The organism is Kocuria sp. LHG3120, assembly GCF_049897445.1.
Lineage (GTDB): Bacteria > Actinomycetota > Actinomycetes > Actinomycetales > Micrococcaceae > Kocuria > Kocuria rosea.
Map to the genome: position 1 here is coordinate 196,713 of NZ_JAFCWG010000006.1, position 18,401 is coordinate 215,113.

The following is an 18,401-nucleotide window of genomic DNA, read 5'->3' on the forward strand; positions in this document are numbered from 1 at the left end:
GGGGCCTCAGGGGCCGACGGGCCAGGGCAGGTGCCTGCTCACGTCCGTGAGGTCCAGGGGCACCGAGCGGAAGAGGTCGTCGATGAAGTACTCGTCCACGGCCTCGATCCGCAGGTCGTGGCCCGTGCCGGCCAGCGGGCCCTCGAGCACCTCGGAGCGGACGCAGACGGCCGTCCGCTCGTCCAGGAGCACCCGGGTGCGGGCCGGGGCCAGGGGGTGCCCCGGCGTCGTCGGGGTGTAGGCGTGGCCGGGGACCACCACGGCGCCGCGCACGGGCTGCCCGTGGTGGGTGCCGGTGCCGACGTCCTCGACCGTGCAGGGCCGCCGCTCCGGGAGATAGGGCGGCACGGGGGCGTCCCCGGCCAGCTCGACCGGGTCGAGGATGGCCTGCCAGCGGCCGCCGCCGAAGACGGGGTCCCCGTAGGCCGCCTCGGGCCTGCGCTCGACGAGCCCGGAGTCCGTGAACACCGGGGCCACCAGCTGCGGCGCGAGCAGCCACGAGGCCGAGGTCGAGGCGACGTAGAAGTCGTCGCGCGACTGCTCCCGCGTGGTGGCCGTGTAGAGGGGGGTGCCGTCCAGGGCCTCGACGCGCAGGCCGTCCGGGCGGCGGACCCAGGCCCGGACGGGCCGGCGGGGCGCGGCGTCCGCGGGTGCCGGCCAGGACAGCACGAACCGCAGGGTGTCCCAGCGCCACGGGGAGGAGCGGCTGAGCGCGCAGAACTCGTCCGGATCGGTGGGCGCGGGGACGGGGGAGCGGTGCATGACCCCAGTCTAGGGAGGGCCCCGCGCGTCCACAGGCACCCCGCCCCGGCGGGGGCCGGGGCTACGATGCCCGGTGTGGGCACCTTCCTGACCGAGCAGTTCACCCGCGGGGACGCCGCCGGGTGGGCCGCCGGAGCGCTCGCACTGCTCGGCACCGCCGTGCTCGTGGTCGCGTGCGCGTGGCTGTGGCGCACCGACGTGCGGGAGCACCGGCTGCCCGGCCGCGTGGTGCGCCCGCTGTACCCCGTGTGCGGGGTGCTGCTGGGCGGGGCGGCGGTGGTGGCCGGCGAGCCGGTCCGGCTGCTGTGGATGCTGTGGGGCCTGGTGGTCGTGGGCGGGCTCTACGTCCTGCTCCGCATGCTCCACCCGGCCGGGATGGGCATGGGCGACGTCCGGCTCTCCGGTCTGCTCGGCATGTGCCTGGGCTTCGTCTCCGTCTGGCACGCCGTGCTGGGGGCGGCGGCCGGGTTCGTGCTCGGCGGTCTGGCCGGGGCGGCGCTCGTGGTGCTCGGCCGCGTCGACGCCCGCTCCCGGGTGGCGTTCGGTCCCGCCATGATCACCGGGGCCCTCGGGGTCCTCCTGCTGCTGTGACGCGCGCCGGCCTGCCAGAATGGGCCGGACCCCACCCCGAGACGCCGCACGAGGAGCCCGCATGCCCACCCCCGAGTTCGTCCTGTCCCTGCGGGAGAAGATCGGCCACGACCTCCTGTGGCTGCCCGCCGTCACCGCCGTGGTGCTGCGCGAGGACGGCCGGGTGCTGCTGGCCCGGCGCAGCGACAACGGCAACTGGGGACTGGTGAGCGGGATCGTGGAGCCCGGCGAGGAGCCGGCGGTCACGGCGGTGCGCGAGTGCCTGGAGGAGACCGGCGTCGTCGCCGTCGTGGAGGAGCTCGTGGCGGTCAGGGCGGGGGAGCCCGTGCAGTACCCCAACGGGGACCGCTGCCAGTTCCTGGACCACACCTTCCGCTGCCGCTGGGTCTCCGGCGAGGCCCGCGTCAACGACGACGAGTCGCTCGAGGTCGGCTGGTACTCCATGGACGAGCTCCCGCCGATGCCGCCCCACCAGCTCGAGCGCCTGCGGGCCGCGCGGGCGCACAGCGGCCCGCCCCGCTTCATGGTCTGAGCCCCCGGATGCCGCGAGGGGTCGTGAACTGAGCCCGGACACGGCGAGGGGTCGCGTCCGGAGGGAATGCCGCAGCATTTCCGTCCGGACGCGACCCCTCGGTGCGCCGGGAGCGCAGGGTCAGGCGTTGGGGCCCGTCATGGTGGTGACGTCCAGCGCCCGGTCCAGCTGCTCCTCGGTGAGCTGGCCGTTCTCGACGTAGCCGAGGGCGATGGTCGCCTCGCGCACCGTCATCTTGTTCGCCACGGAGTGCTTGGCGATCTTCGCGGCGGCCTCGTAGCCGATGGCCTTGTTCAGCGGGGTCACGATGGACGGGGACGCCTCGGCGAGGAAGCGGCAGCGCTCCGTGTTCGCCTCGAGCCCGTCGATCATCTTCTCCGCCATCACGCGCGAGGAGTTCGCGAGCAGCCGGATGGACTCCAGCAGGGCCGAGGCCATGACCGGGATGCCCACGTTGAGCTCGAACGCCCCGTTGGTGGAGGACAGCGAGACGGTGGTGTCGTTGCCGATCACCTGCGCGCAGACCTGGATGGTGGACTCGCAGATCACCGGGTTGACCTTGCCGGGCATGATCGAGGAGCCGGGCTGGAGGTCGGGGATGAGGATCTCGCCGAGGCCGGTGTTGGGGCCGGAGCCCATCCAGCGCAGGTCGTTGTTGATCTTCATGTAGCTGTAGGCGACGTTGCGCAGCTGCCCGGAGGCCTCGACCAGGCCGTCCCGGTTGGCCTGGGCCTCGAAGTGGTTGCGGGCCTCGGTGATCGGCAGCCCGGTCTCCTCGGCGAGCAGCTCGATGACGCGGGCGGAGAAGCCGGCGGGGGTGTTGATGCCGGTGCCCACGGCGGTGCCGCCCAGCGGGACCTCGGCCACCCGCGGCAGCGAGGACTCGACCCGCTCGATGCCGTAGCGGACCTGCGCGGCGTAGCCGCCGAACTCCTGGCCCAGGGTCACCGGCGTGGCGTCCATGAGGTGGGTGCGCCCGGACTTCACGACGTCCTGGAACTCCGCGGCCTTCCGCTCGAGCGACTCGGCGAGCTGCGTCATGGCCGGGACCAGGTCGTTGATCAGCGCGCCCGTGACGGCGACGTGGACGGAGGTCGGGAAGACGTCGTTGGAGGACTGGGAGGCGTTGACGTGGTCGTTGGGGTGGACCTCGACGTCCGTGCCCTCGAGCGCCTGGTTGGCGAGGGTCGCCAGCACCTCGTTGGTGTTCATGTTGGAGGACGTCCCGGAGCCGGTCTGGAAGACGTCGATCGGGAAGTGCTCGTCGTACTGCCCCGTGGCGACCTTGTCCGCGGCGTCCGCGATGGCGCGGGCGCGCTCGTCGTCGAGCACCCCCAGCTCCGCGTTCGCCTTGGCGGCGGCCTTCTTGATCTGTGCCAGCGCGACGATGTGCTGGGGCTCGAGGGGCTTGCCCGAGATGGGGAAGTTCTCGACCGCACGCTGGGTCTGGGCGCGGTACAGGGCGTTCGCGGGAACGCGGACCTCGCCCATGGTGTCGTGCTCGATGCGGTACTCGGTGGTCTCTGCGGTGGTATCAGCCATGGCGCCAGTCTAGGTCAGCGCCGGGTGACGCCCGGCACGGCGACCCGGGGTGACGGCCGCCGTGCCGGGCGCCCGGTTCAGCGGCCCGGAAGCCAGGTGCCGTGCCCGTGGACCAGCTCCGCCTCGCCGTCCTCGAGGTGGTAGAAGACGCCGACCACGGCGACCTCGCCGTTGGAGACCGCGTCCGCGATCACCCGGGACTGCTCCATGAGGCGGGACGCCGTCTGCTTGGTGTGCTCCACGACCGCCGCGTTGACGTCCTGGTGGCCGTGGCGCTGGGTCTCGAGCACGGAGGGCATGATCCGCTCGATGAGGTCCCGCTGGAAGCCGCGGGGCATCTGCCCGGAGCCGGCGACGCTGTGCGCGGCGGTCACGGCCCCGCACGAGTCGTGGCCGAGGACCATGATCAGCGGCGTGCCGAGGTTCGCGACCGAGTACTCGATCGAGCCGAGCACGGCGTCGTCGATGACCTGCCCGGCGGTGCGCACCACGAACGCGTCGCCCAGGCCGAGGTCGAAGATGATCTCGGCGGCCAGCCGCGAGTCCGAGCAGCCGAAGATCACGGCGAACGGGTTCTGCCCGCCGGCCACGGACTGCCGCCGGGAGGCGTCCTGGTTGGGGTGCATGGACTCGCCCGCCACGAAGCGGGCGTTGCCCTCGCGCAGACGCTGCCAGGCGGCGGCCGGGGTGCGGGGCGAGGTGTCGTCGGGGCGGGTGTCCGGGGTCATGGCATCTCCGTGGTTCGCGGGGCAGGGGCGTCGGTGAGGTCCTCGGCGACGGCGGCGGCCAGCCGGTCCAGCTCGGCGCCGGGCGCGTCGCCCTTGAGCACCACGGTGGAGCCGTTGACCTCACCGGTGTACACGGTCAGGGCGTCCTGGTTCCGGGACTCCTCCCGGACGTGGACGTCCCACGGCACGCCGCCCACGTCGACCGTCGCGGTGGCGGGGACGGCCTCGGCCTGCTGGGCCAGCCACGTGGGGTTGGCCATGGACGTCTGCACCAGCCCGATGAAGCTGCCCTGCGGGGTGGCCCAGCCGATCTCCCAGAAGGGCACCCCCTCGGCGGCGCCGCCGTTCCACCGGGCGTAGTTGGCGGTCCAGTCCTCGCCCGGCTCCGGCACGACCGGGGTGAAGGGCGCCTCGTCCGCGACGTAGTCCGCCTCCTGGGCGACGTCGACGTCGGGGCGGTACGGCTGGGCGTCGGGGCGGGGCTGGAGCCACACGAACGGCAGGACCAGCAGGAGGAGGACCGCCATGGAGATGATCATCCCCTGCACCGGGGCGTTGAGCCGCCGGGCCTGCTTCTCCGTGATCTGCGGGAGCGGCTGCTCCGGGGCCTCAGCGGCCTCGGGGCCGGGCGCGGAGCCGGGGCCCGCGGTCGCGGGGCGCTCTGCCGAGGGGTGCTCTGCGGGACGGTCGGGGGTCGAGGAGCTCACCCGTCCATTGTGCCCTGTCCGCCGGCGCCTGTCCGCCGCGCCCGCCCTCCGTCCGCCGCCCCCTGCTCCCTCCGCGCCGGACCCGCCCGGACGCACCCGACCGCAATGTGGCCCAGGTCGCGGTCCGCGGAGGCGTGGGCGATATGCTGGGCGGGACGTGGACCGCGCCCGCGGCCGAGCCCGGCCCGGGGGTCCCGAAGAACGTGAACTCGAAGGTGAGGAACAACGTGGCCGAAGAATCCACCGGAACGATCCCCGCGCGCACCAACAACGTGGCCGACCGCAACCTGGCGATGGAGCTGGTGCGGACCACCGAGGCGGCGGCGATCGCCGGCGGCCAGTGGGTCGGCGCCGGCGACAAGAACGCCGCGGACGGGGCGGCGGTCGATGCCATGCGGTCCCTGCTCTCCACCGTGCACTTCAACGGCACCGTGGTCATCGGCGAGGGCGAGAAGGACGAGGCCCCGATGCTCTTCAACGGGGAGCAGGTGGGTGACGGCTCCGGGCCGGCCTCCGACGTCGCCGTGGACCCGATCGACGGCACCCGCCTCACCGCGCTGGGCATGAACAACGCCCTGGCCGTCATCGCGGTGGCCGACGGCGGGTCGATGTTCGACCCCTCCGCCGTCTTCTACATGGACAAGCTCGTGGTGGGCCCGGAGGCCGCGGACTTCGTGGACCTGCGCCTGCCCGTCAAGCAGAACCTGCACCTCGTGGCCAGGGCCAAGGGCGTCAACATCAACCAGCTCACCGTGTGCGTGCTGGACCGCCCTCGCCACCAGCAGCTCGTCGACGAGATCCGCGCCACCGGCGCCCGCACCCGGATGATCCTCGACGGGGACGTGGCCGGGGCGATCGCGGCCTGCCGCGAGGGCACCGGCGTGGACGTCATGATGGGCATCGGCGGCACCCCGGAGGGCATCGTCACCGCGTGCGCCGTCAAGGCCACCGGCGGCATCATCCAGGGCCGGCTCGCCCCGGTCGACGACGACGAGCGCCAGAAGGCCCTCGACGCCGGACTGGACCTGGACGCGGTGCTGACCACCGACGACCTCGTCACCTCGGACAACTGCTTCTTCTCCGCCACGGGCATCACCGACGGGGACCTGCTGCGCGGCGTGCGCTACCGCGGCCGCCGCATCACCACCCAGTCCATCGTGATGCGCTCCCGCTCCGGGACCGTGCGGATGGTCGAGGCCGAGCACCTGGCCTCCAAGTGGGAGAAGTACGCGCGCCACTGAGCCTGACGCTGAGCCTGACACCGGGCCGGCGCCGGGCCCGGCCGGCACGGCCGTGACAGGACCCCCGCACCGACCTCCGGTGCGGGGGTCCTCCCGTCCCCGTCGCACCGTGTCCGGCCCCTCTCCCAGCCCCTCCCGGCCCTAGACTGGAGGCCGAACTGCGGGCGCCGACCGCGGTCCCCCAGCCGGGGCGGAGCGCCCGGGTGACGAGGAGGATCCCCACGTGAGCACCACGGTCAGCCCCTGTCCCAACCGCAAGACCTGGGACGCCACCGTCCGGGTGACCGGCGGGCACCCGCAGCAGCTGTGGGGCATCGGCGAGGCCCAGGTCTCCGCCGAGGGCCCCGGTCTCCGGGTCGACCGCGTCATGGTCCACGACGCCGAGCAGCGCACCGTGGGCTACGCGCAGCTCTACCTGCGCTCCGAGGCCGAGCGCGTGGTCGCCGGGACCGTGCACTGCCACGTCCACCGGCCCGAGGACCTGCCCGTGGTCGCCGCCGCCCTCGCCGACTGGGCCCGGGAGGAGCACTCGGCCGTCCTGCTGCGCTTCCAGGCCGACACCCTGCGCGCGCCCGGCACCCCGGAGGCGCTGGAGGCCGCCGGGTTCACCAGGCCCGCCGCGGGCGCCGGGCCGGAGGAGCCCCGGCGGCTGGAGGTGGTGCTGGGGGAGACCGAGCGGGACCTATCGCGGCGGCTCTCGGAGGCCACCCTGGACCGCTGCCGCACGGCACTGCGCACCCCGGGCGTGACGGTGCGGGAGGTCACGGCGGGCAGCCGGGTCCTCGCGAACATCGGGCTGCGGACCCGGCTCATCACCCAGCTGCTGGAGGACCTGGGCGAGGACTCGCTGCTGCTCGTGGCCACCGAGGCCGCCGAGGACGGCCGCGAGGCCGCCCTGGGCTACCTGTGGTTCGTGCACACGCGCGGTCTGGCGATGATCTACCGGCTCGGCTTCACCCGCCGGGGCCGGGACCTGGGCGTGGACGACGCCCTGCTGCTGACCGGGATCGTCGAGCTGCAGAAGCGGCGCGTGCAGCGACTCGACGGCGGCGACCCGGACGAGACGGAGGTGCCGCTCGTGGTCCGCGAGCTGGCGGCGACGGAGCGCCCGGTGCTGGGCCCCTGGGAGAAGGCCCTGGGCCGTGGCCCGGCGGGGGAGTTCTCGGAGGACGTCGCCGAGGCCGCCGCCGAGGCCTCGGGGACCGCGGTCGCCGCGGAGCTGGGCCTGGGCGAACCGGCCCCGGCGTGGTCCCCCGACCTCGGGGAGCCGGACGACGTGCCCGAGGACGACGACGGCGCGTCCCGTCCCGTCCGGGGGCGTGCCCGGCGGGCCCGGGACCTCACCCGCCGCGTGGTCGGGGAGAGCATCTCCGCCCTCCGGGACGCGGCGGGGCGCTGAGACCGGGCGCTCAGGACTCCCGGCGGCGCATCCCGGCGACGGACTCCCGGAGCCGGCCGGTCAGGCCCGGGAGGCTCTTGCGGGCCGAGACGGCGGCCTCCCGGGCGGCGCGCACACCGGTGTACGCGGCGTACTTCCCGCGGCTCAGCGGCAGGTCCCAGGTCCCTGGATAGGACTCCGGGCGGCCGCCGAAGGACTTCTTGAACTTCGTGAAGCCGTGCCACGGGTGGTCCGGGCCGGCGTCCTCGGGCGCCGTGCCGAAGAGGTCGAAACGGCTCAGTCCCTTCTGCTTGGCGTCCAGGACCATCCGCACGACCAGGGGGATCCCCGCCGAGAGCCTGCGGTGCTCGAAGTCCATCGCGGCGTGGGCGTAGGTGCGGGTGTCGTCGGAGTCGTAGACGAGGGAGGCGCCGATCGGCTCCCCGTCCAGCCGGGCCACGTAGAGGGCCGCCGCGCCCACGGGCATGAGGCTGCGGGCGGCCTCGCGCAGATAGGCGTCCTGCTGCCGGGCGAAGTCCTTGCGCTCGGCCGTGGCCTCGAGGAAGCCCAGCAGCACGTCGACGTCCTCGGGGTCGGCCGAGGTCGTGAAGGTCACGCCCTTCTTGGCGATGTTGCGGTGCAGGTTGCGGTTGGTGGACTTCATGTCCTTGAGGATCGCGTCCTCGTCCTGGGTGAGGTCGATGACCTGGGTGTGCCCCGGCTGCACCTGCCGGGGGGCGGGGCGCAGCCCGCGCCGGCGCAGCGAGGCCTCGGGCGTCTCGAGCCCGTCCGTCACTGCGGCGTCGACGGGCTCCACCCGCACGAACCAGCAGCGCTCGGACCGGGCGGTGCGGGCGAGGTCGTCGAGCGCGGCCTCGAAGGCCTGCGGGGTCCGCGCCTCGGGGCCGTACGGGCAGTAGAGGTAGCGGCCGGTCCGGCCGCCCTCGAGGATCGCGAGGTAGCGCCATCCGTCCCCGGAGGCCTGGAACACCTTGTGCCCCAGGTTCCGCTGGAATCCGGCCCATGCGTTCGACTGCAGTATGTTCGCCACGCCCCCACTGTACCGGGGCGTCGGAGCGCCGCTGGCGCCCCGCGGTCCGGGCCGGTCAGGGCACCGAGCAGGTGCCGTTGGGCGTGAGCTCCTGCGTCCCCACGAGGGGCTTCGCCGCCGCGAGGGGGGCGGCCATCGCGATCCCGGAGCCCACCGGGGTGCCGGCCGGCAGGGCCTGCGCGTCCCGCGCGCCGCGGTCCGTGGCCTCCTCGAGCACCCGGTCGAGGTCCTCGTGCAGCAGGTCGAAGTCCGGGTAGGTGGGGAAGGACGGGTCGTAGTACGGCGGGCCGGCGGCGTACTGCACGAGCTCGTGCTCCTTGGCCTTGAGCGCCACGTCCACGAACGAGCCGATCTGGCTCTGCGGGATGTCGGTCTCGACGACCTGTGTGCCCGAGTTGGCGAGGTCCTCGAACCGGGTCAGCACGTTGACGGGGTTGAGCTGCTTGAGCATCGCGGCCTGCACGCAGCGCTGGCGCGCCTGGCGGTCGTAGTCCGTGGCCCCCTCGCGGGACCGGGCGTACCAGAGGGCGTGGTAGCCGTCCAGGCGCTGGACGCCAGGCTCGATGTACCCGAAGATCTCGTTCGGCAGGCCCGTCACCAGGTCGGTGCCGCCGCCGATCGGGACGCGCCCGCCGACGTCGATGGTGATCCCCCCGAGGGCGTCGACGAGCTGCTCGAAACCGTTCATCTCGACGATCGCGTAGGCCTGGACCTCGATGCCGAGGACGCCCGAGGCGGCGTCCTTCATGGCCTCGGCGCCGGGGTCCGCGGCGTCGGGGTAGAGCTCGGCATGGTTGTTCGTGACGTCGGTGTAGAGGGCGTTGAGGATGCACTCGTCGCCGCAGTCGAAGCCCTCGGGATAGACGTCCGCCAGCGGCGAGTCCGAAGGGAAGGGCGCGTTCTGCAGGTTGCGCGGCAGCGAGACGGTCACGGTCCGACCGGAGTCGGCGTCCACGCTGAGCACCGTCATGGAGTCGGGGCGGCGGCCCGAGCGGTCCTCCCCGGAGTCGGTGCCCATGAGCAGGATGTTGTACCGCCCGTCCGCGGGCCGGAAGGGCAGCCCGCCCCCGAAGACGTCCGAGACCGCGCCGCGCGTCACGGACAGCAGGTAGGCGGACCAGGCCAGTCCGCCGGAGGTCACGAGCATGAGCGCCACGGTGGCCGCGGCCACCGCGCGGCGGGTCCGCTGCACGAGCAGACCGGGCCGGATGAGCCGGAGCGTGTCGAAGAAGAGCAGCGCCCATCCCACCGCCAGGGCCACGAGCCCGGCGATCAGCAGCAGGGACGTGAACGAGTTCGTCAGGAACCAGACCAGGGGAGTGCGCCACAGCACCAGGGACAGGAGCGCCAGCGCCGCCGCGGCCCAGACCACCACGTCGACCTTGAGGGCCGCCCGGCCGACGGCCCGCCGGCCCGCGACGAGTTGCGCGCTGCCGGGGACCACGAGCGTGGACAGCAGCAGCGTCCACGCGCGCCGGGCCCGGGTGCCGTCCCCGGCGTGCTGGGGGTGGCGCAGCGGATCCGTGAGCCGGGGCGGGCTCGCCGCGTCGTCGTCGACGCCCCGCACGGCCGTCACGGCGTCGGGCGGGAGGTCCCGGGACCGGGAACCCTCGGCGGACGGGTCGTGGGGCGGGCGGGGATCGTGCTCAGCGCGGGGGGTGTGGCCGTTCACGGGCAGCTCCGGCGGGGAAGGGCGGGCAGGGGGAAGGACGGGAGCGGCGGGAGCGCGGGCGCCCGGGTCAGCCGTCGAGGCGGGTGCGCAGGGCGGCGCCCTTGGCGTGGGCGGTCTCCCGGAGCTCGTCGGCGAAGCGCAGGAGCTGCCCGCGCAGGACCTCGGCCTGCGGGTCCGCGCCGGCGGCGAGGATCCGGGCGGCCAGCAGCCCGGCGTTGCGCGCCCCGCCGATGGACACGGTGGCCACCGGGACGCCGGCGGGCATCTGCACGATCGACAGCAGCGAGTCCATGCCGTCGAGGGTCTTCAGGGGGACGGGGACGCCGATCACGGGCAGGGGCGTCACCGAGGCGAGCATCCCCGGCAGGTGGGCGGCGCCGCCGGCCCCGGCGATGATCACCCGCAGCCCCCGCTCGTGCGCCCGCCGACCGTACTCGATCATCTCGGTGGGCATCCGGTGGGCGGAGACGACGTCGGCCTCGTACGCGATCCCGAACTCCTCGAGGGCGGTGGCGGCGGCCTCCATCACGGGCCAGTCGGAGTCCGAGCCCATCACGACGCCGACGACGGGCTGCTGCTTCTCGTTCACTGGTGCTCCTGGGCTGCTCGGCGGGTGGGGGCCGCCATCGCGGTCCGGTCTGGGGCTACGCTATCCGTCCCTCCTGGACGGGCCGTGGGAGGCACGCGGGTCAGGCCTGCCCGTCGCGCAGCACGGCGGCCACGCGGGTGGCCCGCCGGCGCAGCTCCGGGATCTCGTCCGCGGTGCCGGTGAGGTTGACGTGGCCGATCTTGCGCCCGGGCCGCACGGCCTTGCCGTAGTTGTGGATCTTGGCGCGGGGCTCTGCGCCCATGGCCGCCCGGTAGGCGCCGAAGAGGTCCTGGTTCGCCCCGCCCAGGTAGTTCTTCATCACCGCGGACCCGCCGATCAGCCCGGTGTCCCCGAGCGGGAGGTCCAGCACGGCGCGCAGGTGCTGCTCGAACTGGCTGGTCACGGATCCGTCCATGGTCCAGTGCCCGGAGTTGTGCGGGCGCATGGCGAGCTCGTTGACCAGGAACCCGGTACCGCGGCCGGGGGTCTCGAAGAGCTCCACGGCCATCACGCCGGTCACGCCCAACTCGGTGGCCAGCGTCCGGGCGGCGTCCGCGGCCGCGGCCGCGACCTCGGGGCGCAGCTGCGGGGCGGGCGCGAGCACCTCGTCGCAGACGCCGTCCACCTGGATGGACTCCACCACCGGCCACGCCCGCACCTCGCCGGAGGGGGTCCGGGCCACGAGCGCGGAGAGCTCGCGGGAGAACCCGACCTTCTCCTCCGCCAGCAGGGGCCCGTCCGTGCGGGCGAACCACTGCGCCGGCTCGGCGCCGCGGGCGTCCTCGGCGGTGCCGAGCACCATGACGCCCTTGCCGTCGTAGCCGCCGCGCGGGGTCTTGAGCACCACCGGCCAGCCCGTGCGCTCCCCGAAGGCGATCAGCTCCTCGACGTCGGCGACCGCCTCCCACCGCGGGTTCGGCAGCCCGAGGCGCTCCACGGCCGCGCGCATCCACAGCTTGTCCTGGGCGTGCACCAGCGCGTCCGGGCCCGGGCGGACGTCCACGCCCTCGGCGAGCAGGGTCTGCAGGTGCTCGGTGGGCACGTGCTCGTGGTCGAAGGTCAGCACGTCGACGCCCGCGGCGAACCGGCGCAGCACGTCGAGGTCGGTGTAGTCGCCCACGGGGGCGGTGGGCACGGCGGCGACCGCCGAGACGTCGGGGCCCTCGGCGAGCACGCGCAGCTCGATCCCCAGGGCGGTGGCGGAGGGCGCCATCATGCGGGCGAGCTGCCCGCCTCCGACGACGCCGACGACAGGGGCGGTCACAGAAGAATTCACCCGACCAGGGTATCCCGGTCCGCCGGGACCGCTCGGCGGGCCGGGATGCCCTGCCTCCGGGGCCGCCCGCCGCCTGGTCTCCGGCGTCGTGCTCCCGCCTCGGCCCCGGCACCTGCCCGGCACGGGCCCCGCGACGGCCAGGGGACTGTGCTGTAACTCTCCGGTGCCGTGCAGGAGGGGCGGGGTAGGATGTGCCGAGGTCCGCCCCGGGTGCTCGTCCGTGGGCGTCGACCGCCGCGCCGGCCGGCGCCCACCGCCTCACCACCTGGGAGACCTGAAGCCGCGTGAACCGCCTCGTCGACCGTTTCGATGCCCTGTGGCACCTCTTCGTCAAGGAACTCATGAAGTTCGGCGTCGTGGGCGCCCTCGCGTTCGTGATCAACGCGTCGCTCACCTGGATCCTGATGCACACGGTGTTCGAGGACGGCCACCTCAAGGCGAAGTTCGTGGCGACGGCCGTGGCCATCGTCTTCGCGTGGGTCGCCAACCGGCTGTGGACCTTCCGGCACAAGCGCCAGTCGGACAAGCGCCGCGAGCTGGTCCAGTTCCTCGTGGCCAACGGCATCGGCATGGCCATCGAGCTCGGCTGCCTCGGCTTCAGCTACTACGTGCTGGGTCTCACCAGCGCCTACGCGTCCTTCGTGTCCGGCACGATCATCGGGACCATCCTCGGCACCGTCTTCCGGTACTTCGCCTACCGCTTCTGGGTGTTCACCGAGGAGCTCGACGAGGACCCCAACTTCGCGGACACCGCGGCCCTCGAGATCGCCCTGATCACGGGTCACCAGCCCGCGGAGGGCGCCGAGCACCCCCACCGCGCGCACCAGCACCCCCACCGGGAGGGCGCCCGCCACCGCGCGGGGAGTGCAGCGGCCGCCGGCTCGGACACCCACGAGAGCCACGAGAGCCACGGGAGCACGGAGCCGGCGGAGGGGCGCTGAGCCGTTCCGCTCAGAACGCGACGGCGTTCTCGGCCGCCAGCACGGACCGCCAGCCGTCGTCGGCCGCGTCCGCCGGACGGTCCGTGACGACCGCGGCCCGGCCCCCGGCCAGCACGGCCAGCACGCGCAGCAGGAACTCGGCGTCCATCCGCCGGCCCGGTACGTGCACGGCCGACGCCGTCCCCCACACGTCATCCCGCCCGGCCGTGAGCTCGCCCGCGGCCGGCATCAGCCCTTCGTGCGGCAGGAAGCCGTCGTCGGTGCCCGCGGCCCGGAGCGCGGCACCGTCCGGCGCCGGCTCCTCGAGGCCGTCGTAGACGTCCGCGTGGGAGCGGACCTCGGCGCAGTAGTCGAGGACGTCCCCGTCCGGCAGCTCGCCGCGGTGGCCGAGCGAGAGCGCCGGCCGGTCCAGGACCACGGCCCGCGCCCCGGCGGGCACCCGGTCCAGCAGCGGGGGCGTCGCCCCCTGCGGGTCGACGAGGCCCACCACGGCCCGGTCCCCGGGCTCCGCCGCGTCCTCGCGGGGATCGACCACGCGCACCGCGGCCCCCATGGTCCACGAGCCGAGGACGGCCGCGAGACTGCGCCAGTGCACCTCGTCGCCGACGGCCACGACGTCGCCCGCCTCGAGGTCGAGCTCGTCCACCCACAGGTTCGCGGTCTTGGCCACCCAGTTGTCGAGGACCCGCCCCGAGAGCTCCACGCGCTCGCCGTCCCGGCCGTACCAGATCAGGGCCGGGCGGCTGCTGCTGCGCAGCTTGTCCACCAAGCGGGGGACAGATCGGGGGGTCGGGGTGTCCATGGTTCCTCCTCGTGGCTGCCGTGCCCGCGGCGGCGGTTCGGCATATGCGTAGGGCCGCATTCTTCGCCCTCTGCGGCGTCCTGTCGAAAATCGGGCCGTGACGTGGAAAAACGTCTACTCCCAAAGACATTCTTCCCGGATATCGTGGCATGGGCGGTCACCCGGGACGGGTTGACTCCGTACTAGTTACACACGTGTAATTGGGAAGTCCGGCAGACGATCAGCAAGGATACGTTCTCCGGGATGCACAGGGTCGGCGACCCCCGTACTGCGCCGCACCCGAGCAATCGTGTCGGATGGAAGGAAAGTCATGGGAGAGGCCGCACGACAGCAGGTCGTGGAATCCAGCCCCCTCGAGGCCCGTCGGCTGAGCATGCGCTCGGTGCCGGAGGACTGGTTCGTCGATCCCGTCGACCCCCGGGCCGCCGAGCGGCACGTCCGCCGGGCGGCCGGGAGCATGGAGGACCAGGCCACGGCCTACCTCCGGGCCCACGAGGCCGTCCAGAACCTCTCCGGCGCCGGCGCGGCACCCGCTCTCGACCTGCTCGATGCACCGGCCGCCGACGAGGGCTCCGACTGGAGCGCCGTGGCCGGGCTGTACGCCGTGGACGAGGACGAGGGCGAGCTCGCGTGGCAGACCGACGCACTGTGCGCCCAGACCGACCCGGAGGCCTTCTTCCCCGAGAAGGGCGGGTCCACGCGTGACGCCAAGCGCGTGTGCGAGGCCTGCCCCGTGCAGGCGGAGTGCCTCGACTACGCGATGAGCAAGGACGAGAAGTTCGGCATCTGGGGCGGGCTCTCCGAGCGCGAGCGCCGCCGCCTGCGCCGTCTCGCCCGCTGAGGTAGTTTCGGGCCATGAGCTCCTCCGGCAGTCCCACCCGCCTCTGCTCCCGCCAGACCTGCAGGCGGGACGCCGTCACGACCCTGACCTACGTGTACTCGGACTCGACCGCCGTGGTCGGCCCGCTCGCCGGACACGCGGAGCCCCACGCCTACGACCTGTGCGCCGTGCACGCCGACCGGCTCACGGTGCCCCGGGGCTGGCGCGTGGTCCGGCTGGAGCCGCCGGAGGCGCGGGCCCGGCGCGAGGACATCGGCGCCGTGGCGGAGGCGGTCCGGGAGGGCGAGCCCCCGGCGCCCGTCCGCGACCGCCCGCGGACGGTGCTGCGCGACGTCTCCCTGCCGCGACCCTCCTCCCCGGCATCCCCGGCATCCCCGGCACCGCACGCGCCGCGTCCTGAGAGCCCCCGCACGACCCCCCGGACCGGTGGCCGGGCGGGTGCCCCGGAGCGTGCCGCACCGGGCGGCCCGACGACGGCCCCGCAGCGCCCCTCGGTGCCCGCCCCGGAGAACCCCCGGGCTGCCGGCGCGGAGGACCCCCGGGGCCCCGCCACCGGCATCTCCCGCCCGGCCGTGCCCGAGCGCGCTCCGCGGCCGGCCCCCGAACCGGCCCCCGAGGTGCCGTGGAACGACGTCCCGGTGCCCGCGGCCCTGCACCGGGCGCACCTGCGCCGGCCCGCCGTGCCCGGGGGCTCCGCCCGGCCCGAGGCCTGAACCGCGCGTCCCCGGCCGGTTCCGCACCGTGCCCGTGCTCCGCCCCTAGGATGAGCCGCAGACCGCACCTGTCCGGTGCGGAAGGCTCTTCCCCCCGGAGCACCAGGAGTCCCCCCATGACTGTCCCTGCAACGACGCAGCCGGCTCACGAACTCCACACCGAGTTCCACACCGGTCTCCGCACCGAGACCCGCCACGAGAGCCGGCCGGCGCGGCACCACGAGGCACCGGCCGACCGCCGCCCCGCCCCCTGGGCGATGCCGGTGCCCGAGCCGGAGCCGGTGCCCCCCGTGGCGGTCGCCCTGGCGCCCGGTCTGCTCGAGCTCCTGCGGTGCCCCCTCACGGGCGGGACGCTGATCCCCGTGGACGCCGACCGGCTGATGAGCGACCGCCCGTTCCGGGACGGCGTGCACCCGGTCTATCCGATCGCCCACGGCATCGCCTGCCTGACCCCCGGGTGATGACGCACCGGCCACGTCGCCGGGGGTCACGAAGGCGTTAACATTCGTGACCGAGGGGCGGCGGGTGCGGTCCTGCGCGGCCGGCGGACCTATCGTGGGAAGCAGTTCCCCAGCGTTCCCCCCACCCCCCAGACGCCCGAGGTGCCGCTTCCCATGCCCCTGTCCTCCTGCCCGGTTCCCGCGCCCCCCTCCCCGCGAGCGCTGCCGGCCCCCCGGCGCCTGGTCGCACTGGGGGCCGTGACGGTCCTGCTCGCCACCGGCTGCGCCCAGGCCTCCGGGGCCCCTGCGGCAGAGCAGGCCGCCACCGCCCCGACGGCCACTGCCCCGGCCACGCCGTCCCCGAGCGGGCCGGCCACGGCCGCACCGGCCGAGGTCACCGTCGCCCCCGCGGACGCGGCGGTCGAGCACAACCCCGTGGAACCGGTCGTGGTGCGCGCCGACGGGGGCGAGCTGACCGACGTCGTGCTGGTGCCCGCCGCCGGCGGGGATCCGGTGCCCGGGGAGCTCTCCGCCGACGGCCGCACCTGGACCAGCACCGCGGTCCTGGCCTTCGACACCCCCTACGTCGTGCACTGGAGCGCCGCGTCCGGGACGGAGCCGACCACGGGCACCAGCACGTTCACGACCGTCCTCGCGGCGCACGAGGTCGACGCGCGCCTCAACGTGGCCGAGGGCGGGGTCTACGGCACCGGTCAGGTCCTGGAGTTCACCTTCTCCGAGCCCGTCGTGCACAAGGAGCAGGTCGAGGAGGCCGTCACCGTGGACGGCGGCGGCGACCGGGCGGGCGCCTTCCGGTGGTACTCGGACACGATGCTGCGCTACCGCCCCGCCGAGAAGTGGGCGCCGCGCTCGGAGATCACGGTCTCCCTGGACCTCCTCGGACTCGACGTGGGCCACGGCATGGTGGGCAACCACGACCTGCGCCGGAGCTTCTCGACCGGCGCCGAGCACTACGCCCGGGTGGACAACGAGACCAAGACGCTGACCGCCTGGGTGGACGGCGAGGTCGCGGGGACGTTCCCCGTGACCCTGGGCAATCCGGACTGGCCCTCGACCACCGGGCAGAAGGTCATCATGGAGCAGGCCCCGACGTACCTGTTCAAGGCCTCCTCGCTGGAACTGGAGCCGGGGGACCCGCACTGGTACGACACGTTCTGGGCCTCCAACGTGTCCCGGCTGACCGCCAGCGGCGAGTTCGTGCACCAGGCGCTGCCCTCCGCGCTGCCCGTCCTGGGGATCGCCAACGTCTCCCACGGATGCGTGGGCATGCCGCCCGAGGGCGCGAAGTTCATCCACGACGTGTTCCGGCCCGGGGACGTCGTGGAGGTCGTGGGCACCGGCTACCCGCAGGCCGATCCCGACGACGGGTACGGCGACTGGAACATCCCGCTCGAGCACTACGCGGACGAGGAGTGGAAGGGCGACTGGTGAGCCCCCGCCGGTGAGCCCCCGCTGGTGAGGGAGGGGGCCGGCGGTGGGTAGGATCGGGACCGGCCGGAGCGGACCCGCCCGCCCCGGACCACCGACCCCCTCCGACCGAAGGACCCGCCCGTGGCCACCCCCAGCAACGACAAGGCGCCCTGGCAGCAGGCAGACCCGCCCGCGGACGACCGGCAGCGCGAGGAGCCCGTGTGGACGGGCCTGCTCCCCGCCGTCGTCCCCGCGGAGAGCGCGTCCGAGGACGCGCACGACGACGACCGCCCCGGTGGGCGCGGCGGGAGCCGCGGCGCCGGGACGGGCCGCACGGGGGGCGGCGCCCGCGCCGTCGGGGCCGACGAGGCCGCGGGGGACGAGGACCCGGACGCGGAGGCGCGCCGCCGGTCCGCGCTGCGCCGGGACGCGCTGGCGGACGAGCCGCGGCTGCCGCGGCTGCAGCAGGTCCTCCTGGCGCTGGTGCTCCCGCTCGCGCTGCTCGCCGCGGCCGTGCGAGTGGTGGCCACGCCGCTGTTCCTGTGGGCGGAGTACCACCGCCCGGGCTTCCCGGCGGACTCCTACGGCTTCTCCACCGAGGAGCGGATGGTCTTCGGCTCCTACGGGCTGGACTACGTCATGAACTGGGCCCCGGCCGGGTTCCTCGGCGGGCTGCAGGACGCGGACGGCGCCCCGCTGTTCCTGGGCTCCGAGGTCGCGCACATGACCGACGTGAAGATCGTGCTGCAGGCCGCGCTCGCGGTGGTCGCGGTCCTCGCGTTGCTCGGCCTCGTCTCGTGCCTGTACCTGCGGGCGAAGGCCCCGGGGGCCGCCTCCGGCGCCCTGTTCTTCGGCTCGTGGTTGACCGTGGCGCTGCTGGTGGCGCTGGCCGTCGCCGCGGTGCTCGGCTGGCAGCAGTTCTTCGCGCTGTTCCACTCCCTGTTCTTCGCGGACGGGTCCTGGACCTTCCGGGCCTCGGACACCCTCATCCGGCTGTACCCCACCCAGTTCTGGATGGACGCCGCGATCGCTGTGGCCGGCCTCGCCCTCCTGGGGGCGCTCGCGGTCATGGCCGCCACCTGGCCCACGGCCTTCCGCCGGCACCGGGCCCTCGACCGGGTGCGCCGGCGGCAGGAGCTCAAGCGGCGGCTGGCCGGTCGCTGA

General features: G+C 74.3%; 19 protein-coding genes. 10 read left to right on the top strand and 9 right to left on the bottom strand.

The window, feature by feature from the left end:
• Positions 1-6: 6 nt before the first annotated feature.
• Complete coding sequence (locus ACP7CD_RS13375; protein WP_336650215.1) at positions 7-762, bottom strand: hypothetical protein; 756 nt, start codon at positions 760-762, stop codon at positions 7-9.
• Positions 763-828: 66 nt separating this feature from the next.
• Here ACP7CD_RS13375 and ACP7CD_RS13380 point away from each other — a divergent pair, with 66 nt between their 5' ends.
• Positions 829-1,353 (top strand): prepilin peptidase, encoded by a 525-nt coding sequence (locus tag ACP7CD_RS13380; RefSeq protein ID WP_419720438.1) that lies wholly within the window; start codon positions 829-831, stop codon positions 1,351-1,353.
• A 61-nt stretch (positions 1,354-1,414) separates the two neighbouring features.
• Positions 1,415-1,885: an NUDIX hydrolase gene (locus tag ACP7CD_RS13385; protein ID WP_426120385.1), complete on the top strand. Its 471-nt coding sequence runs from the start codon at positions 1,415-1,417 to the stop codon at positions 1,883-1,885.
• Positions 1,886-2,005: 120 nt separating this feature from the next.
• On the opposite strand, the gene ACP7CD_RS13390 is transcribed toward ACP7CD_RS13385, so the two are convergent.
• From ACP7CD_RS13390 to ACP7CD_RS13400, 3 genes are all read right to left on the bottom strand, one after another.
• The gene (locus ACP7CD_RS13390) at positions 2,006-3,427 is read right to left on the bottom strand and encodes a class II fumarate hydratase (RefSeq protein WP_035927125.1); all 1,422 of its coding nucleotides are present in this window, start codon (positions 3,425-3,427) and stop codon (positions 2,006-2,008) included.
• A gap of 77 nt (positions 3,428-3,504) precedes the next feature.
• The gene (locus tag ACP7CD_RS13395) at positions 3,505-4,155 is read right to left on the bottom strand and encodes a carbonic anhydrase (protein WP_017832405.1); all 651 of its coding nucleotides are present in this window, start codon (positions 4,153-4,155) and stop codon (positions 3,505-3,507) included.
• Positions 4,152-4,862 (bottom strand): DUF4245 domain-containing protein, encoded by a 711-nt coding sequence (locus ACP7CD_RS13400; protein WP_426120386.1) that lies wholly within the window; start codon positions 4,860-4,862, stop codon positions 4,152-4,154. The genes ACP7CD_RS13395 and ACP7CD_RS13400 overlap by 4 nt, the downstream gene beginning before the upstream one ends.
• Positions 4,863-5,155: 293 nt before the next feature.
• Here ACP7CD_RS13400 and glpX point away from each other — a divergent pair, with 293 nt between their 5' ends.
• Entirely contained in the window at positions 5,156-6,103 is a 948-nt protein-coding gene (glpX, locus tag ACP7CD_RS13405; RefSeq protein ID WP_109222828.1) for a class II fructose-bisphosphatase, read from the top strand.
• A 223-nt stretch (positions 6,104-6,326) separates the two neighbouring features.
• Positions 6,327-7,502, top strand: a complete 1,176-nt coding sequence (locus ACP7CD_RS13410) for a hypothetical protein (protein WP_017832402.1) — start codon at positions 6,327-6,329, stop codon at positions 7,500-7,502.
• 10 nt (positions 7,503-7,512) lie between these two features.
• Here ACP7CD_RS13410 and ACP7CD_RS13415 read toward each other — a convergent pair whose 3' ends face one another.
• The 4 genes from ACP7CD_RS13415 to ACP7CD_RS13430 form a co-directional block, all read right to left on the bottom strand.
• A complete protein-coding gene (locus ACP7CD_RS13415; RefSeq protein ID WP_035927139.1) occupies positions 7,513-8,532 on the bottom strand; it encodes a lipid II:glycine glycyltransferase FemX in 1,020 nt (339 codons plus the stop codon).
• A gap of 55 nt (positions 8,533-8,587) precedes the next feature.
• The gene (locus ACP7CD_RS13420) at positions 8,588-10,204 is read right to left on the bottom strand and encodes an LCP family protein (RefSeq protein ID WP_426120387.1); all 1,617 of its coding nucleotides are present in this window, start codon (positions 10,202-10,204) and stop codon (positions 8,588-8,590) included.
• A 67-nt stretch (positions 10,205-10,271) separates the two neighbouring features.
• Positions 10,272-10,757 carry a 5-(carboxyamino)imidazole ribonucleotide mutase gene (gene purE / locus ACP7CD_RS13425; RefSeq protein WP_095650486.1) on the bottom strand — a complete coding sequence of 162 codons (486 nt, stop codon included), beginning with the start codon at positions 10,755-10,757 and terminating at the stop codon, positions 10,272-10,274.
• Between the two features lie 136 nt (positions 10,758-10,893).
• A complete protein-coding gene (locus ACP7CD_RS13430) occupies positions 10,894-12,057 on the bottom strand; it encodes a 5-(carboxyamino)imidazole ribonucleotide synthase (RefSeq protein WP_017832398.1) in 1,164 nt (387 codons plus the stop codon).
• 296 nt (positions 12,058-12,353) lie between these two features.
• Between ACP7CD_RS13430 and ACP7CD_RS13435 the strand changes: the two genes are divergently transcribed.
• A complete protein-coding gene (locus tag ACP7CD_RS13435; protein ID WP_426120388.1) occupies positions 12,354-13,010 on the top strand; it encodes a GtrA family protein in 657 nt (218 codons plus the stop codon).
• A 10-nt stretch (positions 13,011-13,020) separates the two neighbouring features.
• Here ACP7CD_RS13435 and ACP7CD_RS13440 read toward each other — a convergent pair whose 3' ends face one another.
• Positions 13,021-13,812 carry a TIGR03089 family protein gene (locus ACP7CD_RS13440; RefSeq protein WP_426120389.1) on the bottom strand — a complete coding sequence of 264 codons (792 nt, stop codon included), beginning with the start codon at positions 13,810-13,812 and terminating at the stop codon, positions 13,021-13,023.
• 310 nt (positions 13,813-14,122) lie between these two features.
• On the opposite strand from ACP7CD_RS13440, the gene ACP7CD_RS13445 reads away from it, so the two are divergent.
• The 5 genes from ACP7CD_RS13445 to ACP7CD_RS13465 all read left to right on the top strand — a co-directional run bounded on the left by ACP7CD_RS13445 (position 14,123) and on the right by ACP7CD_RS13465 (position 18,401).
• Positions 14,123-14,653, top strand: coding sequence for a WhiB family transcriptional regulator (locus ACP7CD_RS13445; protein WP_017832395.1), 531 nt, complete (start codon positions 14,123-14,125; stop codon positions 14,651-14,653).
• Between the two features lie 14 nt (positions 14,654-14,667).
• A complete protein-coding gene (locus ACP7CD_RS13450; RefSeq protein WP_222129285.1) occupies positions 14,668-15,366 on the top strand; it encodes a DUF3499 family protein in 699 nt (232 codons plus the stop codon).
• Between the two features lie 116 nt (positions 15,367-15,482).
• A complete protein-coding gene (locus tag ACP7CD_RS13455) occupies positions 15,483-15,827 on the top strand; it encodes a hypothetical protein (protein WP_109222780.1) in 345 nt (114 codons plus the stop codon).
• A gap of 153 nt (positions 15,828-15,980) precedes the next feature.
• On the top strand, positions 15,981-17,258 hold the full coding sequence (locus ACP7CD_RS13460; protein WP_426120390.1) for an Ig-like domain-containing protein: 1,278 nt from the start codon (positions 15,981-15,983) through the stop codon (positions 17,256-17,258).
• Between the two features lie 120 nt (positions 17,259-17,378).
• A complete protein-coding gene (locus ACP7CD_RS13465; protein ID WP_081615703.1) occupies positions 17,379-18,401 on the top strand; it encodes a TIGR01906 family membrane protein in 1,023 nt (340 codons plus the stop codon).